Annotated in this window: 11 protein-coding genes; 10 read left to right on the top strand and 1 reads right to left on the bottom strand. The window is 56.6% G+C overall.

All coding sequences use genetic code 11. The annotated features are described in order from the left end of the window. The first annotated feature begins 1 nt into the window (after window position 1). Together murC and BLR08_RS13725 are read left to right on the top strand one after the other, a co-directional pair. The gene (murC, locus tag BLR08_RS13730; protein WP_072330801.1) at window positions 2-1405 is read left to right on the top strand and encodes a UDP-N-acetylmuramate--L-alanine ligase; all 1404 of its coding nucleotides are present in this window, start codon (window positions 2-4) and stop codon (window positions 1403-1405) included. Between the two features lie 232 nt (window positions 1406-1637). Further along, window positions 1638-3053: a hypothetical protein gene (locus BLR08_RS13725; protein ID WP_072330803.1), complete on the top strand. Its 1416-nt coding sequence runs from the start codon at window positions 1638-1640 to the stop codon at window positions 3051-3053. 283 nt (window positions 3054-3336) lie between these two features. On the opposite strand, the gene BLR08_RS13720 is transcribed toward BLR08_RS13725, so the two are convergent. Beyond that, the gene (locus tag BLR08_RS13720; protein WP_072330805.1) at window positions 3337-4692 is read right to left on the bottom strand and encodes an N-acetylmuramoyl-L-alanine amidase; all 1356 of its coding nucleotides are present in this window, start codon (window positions 4690-4692) and stop codon (window positions 3337-3339) included. 177 nt (window positions 4693-4869) lie between these two features. On the opposite strand from BLR08_RS13720, the gene BLR08_RS13715 reads away from it, so the two are divergent. From BLR08_RS13715 to BLR08_RS13680, 8 genes are all read left to right on the top strand, one after another. After that, window positions 4870-5112, top strand: coding sequence for a DUF4321 domain-containing protein (locus BLR08_RS13715; protein WP_072330806.1), 243 nt, complete (start codon window positions 4870-4872; stop codon window positions 5110-5112). A 60-nt stretch (window positions 5113-5172) separates the two neighbouring features. After that, the gene (locus BLR08_RS13710) at window positions 5173-5868 is read left to right on the top strand and encodes a Maf family protein (protein ID WP_072330808.1); all 696 of its coding nucleotides are present in this window, start codon (window positions 5173-5175) and stop codon (window positions 5866-5868) included. A 30-nt stretch (window positions 5869-5898) separates the two neighbouring features. After that, window positions 5899-6123 carry a hypothetical protein gene (locus tag BLR08_RS31120; RefSeq protein WP_072330810.1) on the top strand — a complete coding sequence of 75 codons (225 nt, stop codon included), beginning with the start codon at window positions 5899-5901 and terminating at the stop codon, window positions 6121-6123. Between the two features lie 209 nt (window positions 6124-6332). Further along, window positions 6333-9104 carry an FG-GAP repeat domain-containing protein gene (locus BLR08_RS13700; RefSeq protein ID WP_072330812.1) on the top strand — a complete coding sequence of 924 codons (2772 nt, stop codon included), beginning with the start codon at window positions 6333-6335 and terminating at the stop codon, window positions 9102-9104. A gap of 115 nt (window positions 9105-9219) precedes the next feature. Further along, window positions 9220-10083 carry an ABC transporter permease gene (locus tag BLR08_RS13695; RefSeq protein ID WP_083537117.1) on the top strand — a complete coding sequence of 288 codons (864 nt, stop codon included), beginning with the start codon at window positions 9220-9222 and terminating at the stop codon, window positions 10081-10083. A gap of 19 nt (window positions 10084-10102) precedes the next feature. Next, on the top strand, window positions 10103-10993 hold the full coding sequence (locus BLR08_RS13690; RefSeq protein WP_072330816.1) for a carbohydrate ABC transporter permease: 891 nt from the start codon (window positions 10103-10105) through the stop codon (window positions 10991-10993). A gap of 55 nt (window positions 10994-11048) precedes the next feature. Further along, window positions 11049-12719 carry an extracellular solute-binding protein gene (locus tag BLR08_RS13685; protein WP_072330818.1) on the top strand — a complete coding sequence of 557 codons (1671 nt, stop codon included), beginning with the start codon at window positions 11049-11051 and terminating at the stop codon, window positions 12717-12719. A 27-nt stretch (window positions 12720-12746) separates the two neighbouring features. Then, complete coding sequence (locus BLR08_RS13680) at window positions 12747-14513, top strand: cache domain-containing sensor histidine kinase (protein WP_072330820.1); 1767 nt, start codon at window positions 12747-12749, stop codon at window positions 14511-14513. The last annotated feature ends 5 nt before the right edge of the window (window positions 14514-14518 follow it).

The raw sequence follows: 14518 nt of genomic DNA, 5'->3' as shown, positions 1-14518 counted from the left end.
CGTGAATACATCGGAACACATCCATTTTATCGGCATCGGCGGGTATGGCATGAGCGCCATTGCCAAAGTGATGCTGGAAATGGGCTACCAGGTTTCGGGATCTGATCTGGCGCAGGCCGAGCTGACGGAGAAGCTCGCCGCCAAGGGCGCCCAGGTGTTTATCGGTCATGAGGCGCAGAACGTGAAGGGCGCGGATGTTGTCGTCTATTCGACGGCTCTGTCGAGCGATAATGTGGAGATGGCGGCGGCTGAGGAATTGAATATTCCTATCCTGCACCGTTCTCAGATGCTTGCCCGGCTGATGAACGAGAGAAAGGGAGTCGCCGTCGCCGGCGCTCACGGGAAGACGACCACGTCGTCGATGATCGCCCTGGTGCTGGAGGAATGCGGCCAAGACCCTACCTTTATTATCGGCGGGGAAATTTTGAACGTAGGCAGCAATGCCAAGGCGGGGAAAGGCGACTATGTCGTGGCCGAAGCGGATGAAAGCGACGGTTCCTTTCTCCAGTATCAGCCGCTGATCGCCTTGGTTAATAATATTGAGGCCGATCATCTGGAAAACTATGACGGCAGCTTCGATAAGCTGAAGCAGGCGTACGCCCAGTTTCTCAGTCAGGTGAAGCCGGAAGGCAAAGCGGTTATATCCAAGGACGATCCGTATCTGCGCGAGATGATGCCCGCCATCCGCAGCGAGGTGATTACCTATGCGGTCGATACGGAGGCCGACTATGTCGCGCGCAACCTCGTGCTGGGCGACCGCAAGGTGTCGTTCGAGGTGGTTCATGACGGGAAAACGCTGGGGACTTTGCGATTGTCCGTACCGGGCAAGCATAATGTGTACAATGCCATGGCTACATTGATCACATGTCTGGAAGCCGGGTTAACCTTCGAGCAGATCGCGGAGGCCATCAAGGAGTTCCGGGGCGCGAAACGCCGTTTCCAGGTGCTTGGCGAGGTGAATGACATGCTGGTCATTGACGATTATGCTCATCACCCGACGGAGATCGAAGCGACGATTCAGGCGGCGAAAGCTACGGGCAAGCGCATCGTCGCGGTTTTTCAGCCGCAGAGGTATACGCGCACGTATTTCTTGTTCGAGCAGTTCAGCCGGGCATTCCCTGAGGCGGATGAGGTGATTATCACCGACATCTATTCGCCGGCAGGCGAGAAGCAGATCGAAGGCATTACTTCCGCCAAGCTGGTGGAGCTGATTCGCCAGAACAGCAACGCCAATGTCACCTATATACCGACCAAGGAAGAGGTGCAGACGTACCTGCTGGGCGCGGCCCGGCCGGGGGATCTGATCATCACGATGGGAGCCGGGGACATCTGGAAGACGGCTGTCGGGCTGGCGAAGGCGCTTGAGGAACGGGCTGCGTTGCAGGACGGAGAAATCTCCGGCTGAGCAGGAGCCGAAGGAACCGGATCACGATAACGGAACAGAGAGAGGGATGCTTGGCGGATAGCCGCAGGGCATCTCTTTTTTTGCGCCTTGCGGCTGACTGTTCCGGCCGACTGGCTGAAGGTCGGTCGGGAATGCCTCCGAACCGGCCTAATTTGCAAGGCGTTTCAGTTCTAATCGCGCGGCGACTCTCATAGTCTAGTAGCAAGATCACTGACAAGGGAGAGTTGAAGCTATGAATAAAGCCAAGATGACGTTTCGTTTCTCGCAGGACCGCCGGCAGGAGGAGGTAAGCTCCCGCCGTGACTCCAAGGTCATCCCGCTTCGGCCCGAGGAATATCGTGTGGAAGAGCCCCCATCCCAGGCCCAGGCCGTTGACAGCTACCGGATACCCCAAAACGAATCCGGGGTGTACAAGCCCGATAGAGAACTGGAGCGGCCTCAAGCTTCCACTGCCTCGTTTGGCGTGAAGGATACTCAAACTCCCAGACCGGTGAAGCCGCTGAGCGATTTTACGACAGATTTCGGGGGCTGGCAAAGCTCCTTCGATGAAGAGACGGATCGTGTCAGCAGCATGATCCGCAGCTCCCGGGAGCATGCGATAGATCCGGAGACTGGCTATATGGAACGCGATCCGGACATTAACGAGAAGCTGAACCGTCCAAGCAGGGCCGATATGCAGCCCGAACAGGCAGGAGCACACAGCGATGGCGGACCAAGAGATATTCAAGGAAGCGGCATCGGCGGATATGTCCGCATCACGCGCTCGCCGGGCGGGGGAGGCTCCTTCCTTCGCATTGTGGCTTCGGTGGCCGGAGCGGTCGTTACCGGCGTGGCCTTCGGCTTCCTCGTTCTCTCCATGTTCACGGCGCCGGAAGAGGATCAGACGGCGCGAGCAGGGGGCGGCAAGAATGGGCAGACGCAAGCTTCAACCGCATCCGGTACGGGGGCAGGGGCTGCTCAGCCGGGGGCTGCCGGAGCCGGCAGCGGAGCTCTTCCCACCACGGCCGGCGCAGGGGCTGCCGTTAATTTGCCGGCGCGGAGCTACACCATTTTGCAGGGCGGCGTGTTCAGCACGGCTCAAAGCGCGGAGACGGAGGTGGCAAACTTCCGCAAGAAAGGATTGTCCGCTGTCAGCGAGGCAGGCGAGAAATTTACGGTTTTTGTAGGCGTGGCTGCGAGCCGGGATGAGTCGCTGGGCTTGTCGCAGACGTATAAGGATCAGAACATCGACGTTATGCTTAAAGCCTATGACATTCCTGCGGTCTCCCAAATCCGCTGGAGCGGGAAGCAGCCTGAGCTGTTTTCAGCTTACATGAACCTGGGCAGCAAGCTCGTGCAGCAGATCGCTGCTCAAACCTCGCTTCATGTGGTGGACAAAGAGGCCAGGCCGCTCGATGACAAAGCCTTGCAAAGCATCAAAGCGACCCATCAGTCCTGGGCCCAATCGGCTTCCGCCATCAGCGACGGTTTGGGCGAAGCGGGAAAGGCGGCTCTGCCCAAGCTGAACAGCGCGCTCAATACGGCCGTCGTAACGCTGGAGGAATATAAGAAAAATCCGTCGGCTTCCCTGATGTGGCAAGCTCAGACGGCCATCATGCAATATCTGGTAGCCGAGAAGGAGCTGCTGAAGGCGGTTGCGGTTTCGTAGGAAGCGGACGGTACGGGAGGCGGGCAGTTCCAGACAGGTACAAACCGGACAGAGATAAAGACAGAAACAGAGACAGAGACAGAGACAGAGACAGAGACAGAGACAGAGACAGAGACAGAAACAGAGACAGAAACAGAGACAGAAACAGAGACAGAAACAGAGACAGAAACAGAGACAGCTGCCGGACGGCCGGCATAAAATAAAAGAGGCCTCGGACCCGCCGCTATGGCGGAGTTCGAGGCCTTTATTGTCATCTGCGGAGCCGGCGGCAGCAGCGGTCGGACTATCTGGAGCCGCTCCGCATATAGCGGTCAAGCAAGGTTGCCGCCTCCGCGCGCGTCATGGACTTGTCCGGAGCGAAGCTGGTGGCCGTCGCCCCGTCGATCAGTCCGCTTTTCTTCAGCGCCGCGATAGCGGGAGCGGCCCAATGGCCGGCCGGCGTGTCGCGGAACGGGCCGGTGTCGGTTCCTGCCGTCGGCAGCTGCGCCAGGCGCTCGAACAGGACGGCAACTTCAGCGCGGCTCACCGTCTGATTGGGACGCAGCGTGCCGTCCGGGTAGCCTTCCAGCAGGCCGGTCTTGACGGCTTGGTCCAATTGGCTGAACGCCCAGTGCTTCGCTGTCACGTCACGGAAATCGGCGGCGCCTTGCACGGCTGCCGGCGATTTCGAGCTGCTGCCGCCGCGAGGGACTGCAGAGCTTGTCCCTGAGCTGATCCCGCCTGTGCGATTCCCGTTTGCGGCAGCAGACGAAGGCTTGCAATCTTCGTACACAGAACCCGATACGGAGCCGCTTCCGGCAGGGCAAGCGGAATTCGCGCTTCCCAAGTCGAATACCCGGCCGAGCAGCGTTACCCATTCCGCTCTCGTTAGCGCTCTTGCAGGCTCGAAACGCCCGCCTGGGCTTCCGTCCACGATGCCCTGCTCTTTCAGCCGGATAATGGCTTCTCGGGCCCAATGGCTGCGTATATCGGCAAAGCCGTCTGCCGCGGCCGGCATATAAGCTTCGATGCCGTCGGCAATTCCCACGGCCATCAAATTTCGCGCGCTATCGGTCGAAAGCATCGCCGCATCCTCGGCATTGGATAAAAAAGCCGTCTCCACCAAAATGCTGGGAATATTGCCCATCCGGACGACATATACGGCGCTGGGAACCAAACCGCGGTTCGTGCCGCCGGCCGAGGCCAAGAAGCCGTCCAGCACTCGCTGCGCGAGCTCGCGGCTTTCGGAAGATAACGCCCGCATCTCCTCGCTTGCCGGATAACTGGCTTGCGGATAGGCGTCGTCATAATAGAGCACCATGGCTCCTCTTGTAGAAGGATTGCTGTAGGAGTTCGCATGAATAGAGACAAACAGATCCGCCTGCTGCGCTTTCGCATAAGCAACCCGTTCGCTGAGCGATAAATATATATCGGAATCCCGCGACATTCGCACGTCATAACCTCGCTCCATGAGCAGATCGCGTACCTTGCGCGAAATATCCAGATTGACTACTTTCTCCTGCAGACCATTTACCCCGATTGCCCCGGGGTCGCTTCCTCCGTGACCCGCATCTACAACGACAGTTGCCGCCAGTGCTTGTCCTGGCGCTGCCCATAGGCATAATGCCGCCAGGGCGGCCCCAAGCCATTTTGTTTTCAACCGGTTCACTCCCTCCCATGTTGTTCATTGTACTAGGTGCGACGGACGGATGTAAGCCGGAAACATTCCCCAATAATGCTCACGACCAAGATCAGGATTATGGTATAATAGCGAAGGATTCTGGCATCCTTTTCTTGAATGGCGAAGTCCTATTTTGCTGAAAGAGGTTATCTAACGTTGAAGAAAAATACGCTTACGCTCATCCTTATGCTGCTGATCGGACTTGTCGCGGGCACGCTCGTCGGACAACTGCTGTCTCCGGTCGCGGCACTGTCATTTCTGACAAAGGCTGTCGAGCTGTCCTGGCAGCCCAAGGCGGATCTGCTGGTCATCCGCTACGATCTGGACCTCTATATACGGCTTAATCTGATCAGCATCGCAGGACTTGCCGCAGGATTTTGGGTTTATCGCAAGATATAGGACCGGCTTACGGGCATCTCTATACCCATTTTATAACTATTCGAAACGAGGTGTCGTTTTATGTCGATAGTTCCGCTTATTTTGGCATCTTCCTCCCCGCGCAGAAAAGAGCTGCTTGCAGGGATGAAACTTAGCTTCCGTACCCATCCGAGCGACGAGGATGAAACCGTTCCGCCCGGCACCCCGCCGGCCGAGATGGTTCGGATGCTTGCCTTGCGCAAGGCGTCGTCGGTTGCTGCTCATTACAGTGAGGGAATAGTGATCGGCTCGGATACGATCGTCGTCTGCGACGATGAGATTATGGGCAAGCCGGCGGATGAGCCGGATGCGTGCCGGATGCTGGCGCGGCTCTCGGGCAGGGCGCATCAGGTTTACACGGGAGTTGCGATTGTGGAGGCGGGTGGCGGCAGATCGCGGTCGGCTCACTCACACGCCGAGGGCGATGGCAATGCCGTATACCTTGGAGATATCGGTCAATACCGGATACTAGCTCAGTCGCCAAGCGGACATCCAGAGGTCATGGTGGGGCATACGGTCAGCAAAGTAATGTTTAGGCACATGAGCGACGAGGAAATTGAAGCTTATGTAAAAACAGGCGAGCCGCTCGATAAGGCCGGAAGCTACGGAGTACAAGGGTTGGGCGCTGTTTTTATTGAAAAAATCGAAGGTGATTTTTACAGCATTATGGGGCTTCCCATAAATATGTTGTACCAGATGCTGCAGGCGGTTGGCATAAATCCATTTCAAGCAAAGTAACGTTTACACAACGGAAGGCGCTAAAAATATTTGGCACCTTTTTCGTATATCTCGAGCGAAGGCAGGGCTTCACACAAAGTGTGGGGCTTTGCTTTTTTTATTTCGGCAATGCGAGCGGGAGCCGACGGCATCCATCATGCGCAGCATATGCGTGCTTTCGATTATTTCGACATAGACGACATGGATTCCGTGCTTGGCCAGCAAATCGCGTATGCGCTGATGGCGATGCCTCGCCAAGCGCCTTGCCGATCGTAACCAGATCGGGCTTCGCCTTGCTAAGTCGAGATGCCCAGGCGGATGCCGCCTGCATGGTCCCGCGATATTCTGAAAGTACTCCTGTCATCTTCTGAAAGTTCCCGGGGTTTCGCCGCCCTCGCTTTTCTATATAGTGAAATTGTAAACGAAACGATGCAGCGGGCAGGACATGATCTCATCGGGACCGCACAGGAAGAGGGGACGCTACCATGAAGCAAGGATTCATTCAAGATAGAGGGTTTGAGGCTTTCAGCCAAGGAACGTTCGGGAATGCGGGTCACAACCTGTACGTGTCGAAAAAAGGCATTGTGCAGCGGATTCATTTGTTCGACGTCAACGGGGACGGATACGTCGACTTGCCATTCGCCAACTCCCATGATGACGGAGTGAGGGTTCCGGCTTATGTATACGCTAATCCGCTGGAAGGCGGGGAGCGGATCGAAATCCCGTCCGAGGGCGCGTTCGCAGGGGCGGTCGCCGATTTGAACAACGACGGCTACGACGATCTGGTCATCGCCAACCAATACAACGGCGCTTCCAATTACGCTTATGCGCAAGTCTATTACGGTTCGCCGGAAGGCTACAGCTCGAAACGGATGCTCCAGCTATGGGCGCCGTCGGCAATAAGCGTCGCCATCGGCGACTTCAACGGAGACGGAAGGAAGGATATCGCTTTCATAAGCTTTGGACAGCTTCGGATCTTCTATCAGGAGCCAAGCGGTTTTCGGACCAAAGGATACGTTGATCTCGAGCTGGACCATACGCTGGATTCGCTGGTCTCCATGGACTTGGACGGCGACGGATTCGACGATTTGGCCGTTCGTACGGGCAACAGCCGGTTGGTCATCTATTGGGGGGGCCCCGAAGGGATTCGGGCGGATAACCGAACGTGGCTGGATCCTAGCCTGACGGGAGAGCAAGCGTTGGACGCGGGTCTTGACAGCGCCGCAAGCGGCGCGGGGGCGGGCAGTCTGTTCGTATTCAGCGTACCGGCAGCGCCAAAGCTTAAAGCGGTAAAGCTGAAAGGAACGTCTCATCTGTTCGCTTGCCGGGACGAACAAGTTTTGCTCATCCCCATTCTGCCGGACCGCCGGATCGGGCGGCCGCTCGTACTGGACAGCGGCCCCGTAACGGGTGTAAGCGTAGGCGATGTGCGCGGCAGAGGCGGCGAAGATTTGATTCTTTCCTCCAGGCAAGCGGGCGAAGACGGAATCGAGCGCTCATGGATTTATTGGGATTCGGAGTCGGGTTACTCCGAGGATCGGCGCACCCCGTTCGTTACACGCAGCGCAGCGGATGTCGTCGCAGCCGATCTGAGCGGCAACGGCTGCTCGGATATTATCGTCTGCCAGGACAAGACGGACCATCTTTATTCGTTCGAATCGCTTATTTACAGAGGTTCTCCGGGTGGTCTGCTGCCGGAACCGATCCGGCTGGAGACGCATTGCGCGGCAGGGGCTTTCGTGGCGAAAGCGATGGATGCGGAACGTCCGCAGGTTATTTTCCTCAATCATTTGACCAATCGCATATTGGGGGACGTGCCGGTATATCTCTACCTTGGCGGACCGGAAGGCTTCTCGCCCGAGCGCAGACTGGAATTGCCTGGATGGGCCGCGACGGAGCTCCGCATCTGCGATTTCGACGATGACGGCTATCCGGATATTTTCATGGCCAACAGCAACGAAAACGCGATGCATCTCGATAACGGCTCGTTCGTGTACTACAACGGTCCGGACGGATTCCGCACGGACAAACGCGTCGAATTGCCGACCAGGCACTCGATGAACAGCTGCTGCGCCGACCTCAATCGCGACGGCTGGCTCGACTTGATCGTAGCTGGCCACAACAATGACGAACTGCTCATCTTCTATGGTTCGGAAGCCGGCTTCGTCGACGCTCCCGTTCGCATTCCGCTTGTTGCAGACGGAGTTGTTTACAGGCAGCCCAGATTTATGACGCTTGCGGATCTGAATAATGACGGCTGGCTGGATCTGGTCGCACCGGACTGCGGGGCGACGGACGATCTGCTTATTTTATGGGGAGGGCCGGAGGGCTTCGACATCGGGCGGCGCACCCTTCTTCCGGAAGGCGCGGGCATTAGCTCCCGCGCGGCCGATTTGACCGGGAACGGCTGGCTCGACCTGATCGTCGGCGGGTTCAAAGGCCCCGACCAGGGCGATCCTTACGCAACGTTCGTGTACATCTATTGGGGCGGTCCCGAAGGGTTCTCCAACGACCGCAGGACGGAGCTGCCCGCCCATTTCGCGGCCGATCTGGCCGTGGCCGATTTTAACAACGACGGCATTCTGGATATTTTCGTTGCCTGCTACCACGGCACGCGCACCCGCGATATCGACTCCTATATTTATTGGGGAGAGCCGGGCGGGCGTTTCTCCGCGGACAATCGTACGCGTCTGTTCGGCCATTCCGCCGCAGGAGCGCTGGCCGCCGACTTCAACGAAGACGGCTATGTCGACCTGGCCATGGCCAACCACAAGACGTACGGCAATCATCCCGGCATGTCCTTCGTCTGGTGGAACGGTCCCAACGGCTTCTCGGAGAGCGATATAACCCGGCTGCCGACGAACGGTCCGCACGGCATGACGCATTCCGATATCGGCAATGTGATGGATCGCGGTCCGGAGGAATATTACGAATCGAGAACGATCGCGCTGCCTGATGGGGCTGAGCTCGCAGGCATTTCCTGGATTGCCGACATCCCGCCGAAAACGTGGGTCAAAGCGCAAATTCGCGTCGCGGACCGGGAGGAAGACCTGCCGTCGCAGCCTTGGCAAGGAGACGAGGGAGCCGGGACGTGGTTCGGGAACGGACACACCGCCATGGCGAGGCCCGTCAAGGGACGTTGGGCGCAATACCGGCTGGCGCTCGGCGCCATCAATAGCGGAAGCACGCCCAGAGTCAGCGAAGTGCGGCTGTCTTACAACGTTCCGTCGACGTCGACGTCGAAGTCAATAAAGTAGAGGAGGAGACATCATCGTACAGACTGCAGCAAGCAAGAAGCCGGAAGCGTTCGGGCAGCTAACGAGACGGCCCGGAAAGTGGAAGAAGCTGCTTGGCCAATATCAGCTTATTCTAATGTCCTTACCGTTCGTGGGCGTGCTGGCCGTATTTACGTATGCCCCGTTATGGGGCTGGATTATGTCGTTTCAGAAGTATTCGATACCCCTCGGCATCTTTGGAAGCGAATTTGTCGGACTTAGCCAATTCCGCAAGATGTTCACCGACGATTGGTTCCATATTGTACTTCGGAATACGCTTGCGATGAGCGCCATGAATCTGGTCACGAACTTTGTCGGCGCGATTCTGCTCGCTTTGCTGCTGAATGAAGTCCGGGCGCGCGTCTTCAAACGGACGATTCAGACGATTACGTACATTCCCCATTTCGTGTCCTGGGTCGTTATCGCCAGCATCATTACGTTCGTCCTGTCTCCCGACGGAGGGCCACTCAACGAATTGCTCCTGTGGCTTGGAGCGATTGACGAACCGCTGTATTTCTTTGCGAAAGAGAAGTGGTTCTGGGTCATTCATACGCTGGTCGGCTTGTGGAAGGAGCTCGGGTGGAGCACGATCATTTATTTGGCCGTGCTTGCGGGCATCAATCCCGCTTTGTACGAAGCCGCCGAGGTGGACGGCGCCGGCCGTTTCCGCAAAATGTGGCATATCTCTTTGCCCGGCCTTTTGCCAACGGCGGTTATTCTGCTCATTCTGAACACAGGCAACCTGCTGTCCACCGGCTACGAATCCCAGATGCTGCTGGGCAACAGCCTTGTTATGGAATATTCGCAAGTACTGGATTTGTACGCACTCGATTATGCGATGAAGATCGGCGATTATTCCTACGGTACGGCGATCAGCATGTTCAAATCGGTGGTCAGCATTACACTTGTGCTGCTCGTTAACGCGTTGGCGAAGCGAATCGGCCAATCTACCGTGCTCTGACGGGAGTGGAGGGAAGGATATGAGAAGCAGGCTGAGCGCCGGAAGCGCTTTGTTTCACGGATTGAACTATTTATTTCTGCTGGTTCTCGGGTTCGCGACGCTGTATCCGTTCTGGAATCTATTCGCCATCTCGCTGAACGAATCGCTGGATACGCTGCGCGGCGGCATTTATTTTTGGCCGCGTCATTTTACGCTCGATAATTACGTTCTTATCTTCCGGAACGATCGTATTTACTCAGCGGCGGGCCTTTCCATCGCCAGAACGCTGATCGGCACGACGTTGTCGGTCGTTTGCACCACGATGGTCGCTTATGCCCTGAGCCGCCGCGACTTTATGCTTCGCAGGCCGCTCAATTCGATCATTGTGGTCAGCATGTACGTCAACGGAGGGTTGATTCCCTATTATCTGATGATCAAAAACTTCGGACTTACGAACACGTTCCTGGTTTATATCATCCCGGGCCTTATCGGAGCTTTTAACGTCATGATCATGCGCAGCTACTTCGATCAGCTGCCCGAAGGGCTCATCGAATCGGCCAAGCTGGACGGCGCAAGCGAATGGCAGACGCTGTTCCGGGTCGTTATCCCGATCAGCCTTCCCGTGATCGCGACCATTACGTTGTTCATTGCGGTCGGCCATTGGAACGCCTGGTTCGACAACTTCCTGTACAACAGCAAAGAAAGTTTGACGCTGCTTCAATACGAGCTGATGAAAATATTACTGCAGTCGACGGAGCAAATATCCGCCAGCCCCGGACAAGGCGGAGACGACGCGCTGATGCGCGTAACAACGCCGCAGGCGATCCGCGCCACGATGACCATCGTCGTGACCGTCCCGATTCTGTTCGTTTACCCGTTCATGCAGCGCTACTTCATTCAAGGCATGACGCTTGGGGCTATGAAAGAATGATATCAATCGGGACAACTCGTCTGATATAATAATACAAATGGGGAAGGGTGTTCGTATGAAGAAAAGTTTGATTATTCTAACTTTGGCGTTGCTTGCAGGGCTTGTGTCCGCTTGTTCGGAAGGGAACAACGACCCGGCCGCCTCCAATAGCGGTGGAGCGGGAACGGGCGGCGACCAGCCGAAAGAGCCGGTTGTCATTCAATCGGCCAATTTATTCCCCAACCTGACGGCGGACAATCCTGTCATGCAAGAGCTGGCCAAGCGAACGAACGTCAAATTCGACCTCGTAACCGTGACGGGCGACCGCAACCAGAAGTTCGACGTATGGCTTGCTTCCGGCGATTATCCGAAGGACACGCTGGTCTTGAAGCCGGACTATATTGCCAAATACCGAGACGCGGGCGCTATCCTTCCTTTGGAAGATCTGATCGAGGAATACGGGACGAACATCAAGGCGAAATACGGCGAATACTTTGATCTGCTAAAGGATGAGGACGGTCATATCTATTCGCTGTACGTGCCGAACATTTCGACGGAGGCGGCGCCGCAGCAGCAAGCTTCGTTCGCCGTTCGCTACGACGTGCTGGAAGATGCCGGCTATCCGGAGATTAAGACGCTCGACCAATTGTTCGAGGTGCTGAAGGCCTACTACGAGAAGCATCCCACAATCGACGGCAAAAAGATGATTCCGTTTTCGGGATTCAGCTATAACAATAAAGGCGGCGAAAATTTGAGCGCCCCGGTCTTTGCGGCTTCCGGCCTGACGGATCACGGGAAGTTCAAAATCGACGACGACAACAACGCCAAACTGATCTACGATTCGCAAGAGTTGAAAAGCTACTATTCTTTTCTGAACAAGCTTTATAATGCGGGCATGCTCGACATCGAATTTTTCACCCTGAACAACGACGGCATGACCAAAAAAATAACGGAAGGCCGCGTGCTGGCCGGTTATTTCCCGGATTGGTACGTTCAGCCGGAAGTCGAGAAGGTGATGCGCGCCTCCGGCGATACCGGCAACCTGTTCGCTTACTTCCCGCTGCTGCTCGACAAGAACATGGAGAACAACACGTTTGCGTCGCTGAAGACGCGCTCCAACTGGAACTGGGCGATCTCGGCCAATTCGAAGCATCCCGAAGAAGCGATCAAGCTGCTGGATTACATGTTCTCCGACGAAGCGCAAATTCTGATCAACTGGGGCATCGAAGGCGTCCATTACGAGGTGAAAGACGGCAAACGCGCCGTAACGGAATCGTACAAGCAGCAGCTCGCCAACAATCCGGACGCGCTTTGGAGCGAGCACGGCAGCATTTTCTATGGAACGTCCATGTATTTTGCCCACGGCACGAAGCTGGGAGACGGCGACTATGCCACTCCAACAACGAAGGAATCGGTCAAAAGCGGTTATGACGACAGAACGAACGAAGTGCTGAGCCAATACGGCAAGGAAGTGTGGTCGGACTTCCTGCCTGAACTGAACTACATTCCGGCGTCGCTTGGCCAGCTTGGCGAGCTGGAGGATACGCGCGGGGAACTGGCGCGGATTGAGCAAATCTGGCTGAAGGAATCGGCCAATCTCGTATTCTCCAAGACGCAGGAGCAGTTCGAGCAGGTATGGACCCGCTATGTGGCGGCGCTGGAGCAAGCCGGGGCCCGCACGGTGGAGGACAAGTACACGGCATTGTGGAAATCGGCCACGGACCGCTACAGCGCCATAATGAAGTAAATACGAAGGAAGAAGGAGGGGAGCGGGATGAGTATACGAAGCAAGCTGTTTCTGACGAACAGCATCGTAGTCATCCTGCTTCTCGTTTCTTTGACCTTCGTATTCGAGCATTACAGCCGGCAGGCCGTTCTGGCAAAGATCGAGGAGAACAACCGGAACTCCTTGTCGCAGCTGGCGGAGAACATGGACAACTTTCTGGGATCCTATGAGCAAATCGCGGACTTGTTGTATATGGACGACGGTTTGCAGGAGCAGCTGCTGCGTCCCTTCCATTCGATTAGCGACCTTCATTCGGCTTACTTCGAACGGGTATTTCCGCTGCTTCAATCCATACGTTCCACCAAGGAAATCCGAAATTTGACCTTATATTCGAACAATCCGAATTATTGGATCGGAGACATCAAACCGCTGGACGCCTTGCCTTTGCAAATTGCAAGCAGCTGCTATCCGGCCTCCGAGCCGAAATTCCGCTCTATTCGTTCATGGAGCGGAGTGCGGGAAGACAATGAAGAACAGATTCTGAGGCTGACGCAGCGGCTGAATCATCACAGCCAGCGGGCCTGCCTGTTCGCAGCCATTGATGTGGACGTGCGATTGCTGGAGGCATTCGTAAGGCTGGACAGCTCGCAAAGCCGGCTTGTCGTCAGCTTGCCCGACGGGGGCATCGTCTTCGACAGCTCCGAGGCCGGAGCGTTCGGCGGCCGCTTGGAGGACCAGTGGTTCTATGCGGACGGCAGCCCGGTGGAGACCGGAAGAGTAGTACGGGAGGACGGCAAGGAATATTGGGCCGCCGAACGGACATTGCAGTCCCGCAATAGCGTCAGAGGCATCCGGATCGTATCGCTGACTCCGCTGAACCAGCTTGCCATGGGAGCGCGCGAAATGCGCGCTACGGCTTTGCTGTTGCTGCTCGTAGCCATCGGATTGTTCGTGATTGTCAATTACTTGATCACGTCGGGTTTGACGAGAAGGCTGATCGGGTTGTCCGTTAAGATGAGAAAAACGGATATCGAAAACTTGCAGCCGATCGAAGCCGTCGAAGGCAATGACGAGGTCAGCCAGCTCGGAAGAAGATTCAACGAGATGGTCGGCCGCATGCAGCGATTGATAACGGAAGTGTACGAATCGAAGCTGGAACGCCAGGAGCTTGAGCTTCGGACCAAGGAATCGCAGCTCTATGCGCTGCAAACGCAAGTGAACCCTCATTATCTGTTCAACACGCTGAACGCGATTCGCGGCAATTTGCTGGAGAAGGGCGACCGCGAAAACGCGGAAATCGTCACGCTGCTCGCCAGATCGTTCCGCAACGTGCTTGGCAAGAGCGGCCAGATGGTCACGCTGGCCGAGGAACTGGATATCGTGGAGACGTATTTGAAAATTCAGGCGTTCCGCTTCGCCGACCGTCTGTCCTACAGCCTTGCAGTGCCCAGACCGCTCCATCGCATCGGAGTGCCGAAGCTGTCTTTGCAGACGCTGGTCGAAAACGCCATCGTTCATGCGCTGGAGCCAAGCGCCGGCAGCATCCATATTGCGATACGGGCCGTGCTTGGCCGGGAAAGCGGATTTACGCTGACCGTCGAGGATAACGGGCCGGGCATCGCGCCGGAACAGCTTGCGGCGATCAGGGAAAGGCTGGATGCCCCCGATCAGCCCGAAGACGCTTACCGGATCGGGCTGCGCAACGTGCATCAGAGACTGCGCCAAAGCTTCGGCCCGGCATACGGGCTGCGCGTGGAAAGCGAAGCGGGCCAGGGAGCCAGACTATCGTTAATACTGCCGCTGGACATGACATAATAGGC

The sequence above is a fragment of the Paenibacillus sp. cl123 genome (assembly GCF_900101595.1).
Classification (GTDB): domain Bacteria; phylum Bacillota; class Bacilli; order Paenibacillales; family NBRC-103111; genus Paenibacillus_G.
The sequence above is the reverse complement of the archived record's forward strand: the minus strand, read 5'-3'. Positions and strand labels throughout refer to the sequence as shown.